Annotated in this window: 1 pseudogene; it reads left to right on the top strand. The window is 70.4% G+C overall.

Annotated features, from left to right (window positions below):
• Positions 1–320: 320 nt before the first annotated feature.
• Positions 321–632 (top strand): annotated as a pseudogene (locus VQ02_RS34025) (4Fe-4S ferredoxin); the annotation flags it as partial.

Here is a 632-nt window from a genome sequence, read left to right on the forward strand (position 1 = left end):
AGGCAATCCCCACCGGCGACGAGACGCCGCTCGGCGACACTTTCGTCAAGGAGGAGTGCCTCAAGTCCCTGGGGAGCCGCACCTTGACGTTTACGCGCGTCCTCTATGGCCACCAGGGCGCCGTTCCGCGGGCCTTCGTCAGCCACGCGCGGATCGTGGTGCCTGCTCCGAATTAGGACCGGGCGTCGCGGCGCAGAACCGCCGCGAACCTGTCGGTTCGACAACACCGGCTTCAGCCGCAGTTCAACGCGGGCCGACGAGGATGGCGACATGCCGGCGGTCACCACCGCCCCAGCGTTGCCAGCCAAGAGTCGCCAGCCATGCCCGCGCGTCCCTCGCGCTCCGTCATCCTCGGTGCCCTCGCCCTCCTCGCCGCCGCGGCGGAGACGTCTCCCGCGCCGGGCACCGTCGCGATGGTGAGCCAGGGCGTCGCCCTCATCTACGGCAGCGACGAGGTCGCCATCGAGGCCGGACGGCGCCTCGCCGATCATCTCGACGTGACGGTGCTGCTGAGCCGCCCCCGCGACGTGCCGGTGCCGCGTCGCCACGAATTTCCCGTGCTGCAGGGCAGCGTCATGTCAGCGAGCGGGCATCTCGGGGCGTTCTCCCTGCGCATCGACGATTACGCGGTG

Source organism: Methylobacterium variabile, from assembly GCF_001043975.1.
In the GTDB taxonomy this organism is placed as follows: Bacteria; Pseudomonadota; Alphaproteobacteria; order Rhizobiales; family Beijerinckiaceae; genus Methylobacterium; species Methylobacterium variabile.